1 protein-coding gene is annotated in these 479 nt (G+C 57.0%); it reads left to right on the top strand.

The annotated features are described in order from the left end of the window. Positions 1–114 precede the first annotated feature (114 nt). Positions 115–479 (top strand): DegT/DnrJ/EryC1/StrS family aminotransferase (locus tag EN780_RS37555; protein ID WP_348631306.1); only part of this gene is annotated, 365 nt, incomplete at its 3' end.

The following is a 479-nucleotide window of genomic DNA, read 5'->3' on the forward strand; positions in this document are numbered from 1 at the left end:
GCAGCAAGCACACGATGCGTCCACCAGAAGGACACTTCTCTTGCGCTCTTTGGAGGAGATCCCACGGTGCCGGCTGGGCGAGTTGTTCTTTGGCCAGCTGCGAAACGTAAACATTTGAAGGCGCTCGCAAATGTTGTCGAAAGCGGCAAATATCATCGCGTCAATCACCCTATGGTGATTGAGCTCGAAAAGCGGCTAGCGGATTGGTCGGGTAACTGGTCTGTGCGCGCCGTTGGAAGCGGCACAGCCGCTATTCACGTGGCTCTCGACTACTACCGGAACCGAGGTCGCCGAGTCGTTACGTCGGCTTTGAACTGGCCGGGAGCCGTCGGCCCAATCGCGATCAGTGGACTCGAACCGGTCTTTGTCGATGTTGAGCCAGACCTTGCCGGAGTTGATGAGAAGATGGCGGCCTCCCTCATCAAGCCAGGTGACGCGGCGACGCTCATAACTCATCTGTTCGGAAATAACCTCTTGCT

The organism is Mesorhizobium sp. M4B.F.Ca.ET.089.01.1.1, from assembly GCF_004022605.1.
In the GTDB taxonomy this organism is placed as follows: domain Bacteria; phylum Pseudomonadota; class Alphaproteobacteria; order Rhizobiales; family Rhizobiaceae; genus Mesorhizobium; species Mesorhizobium abyssinicae.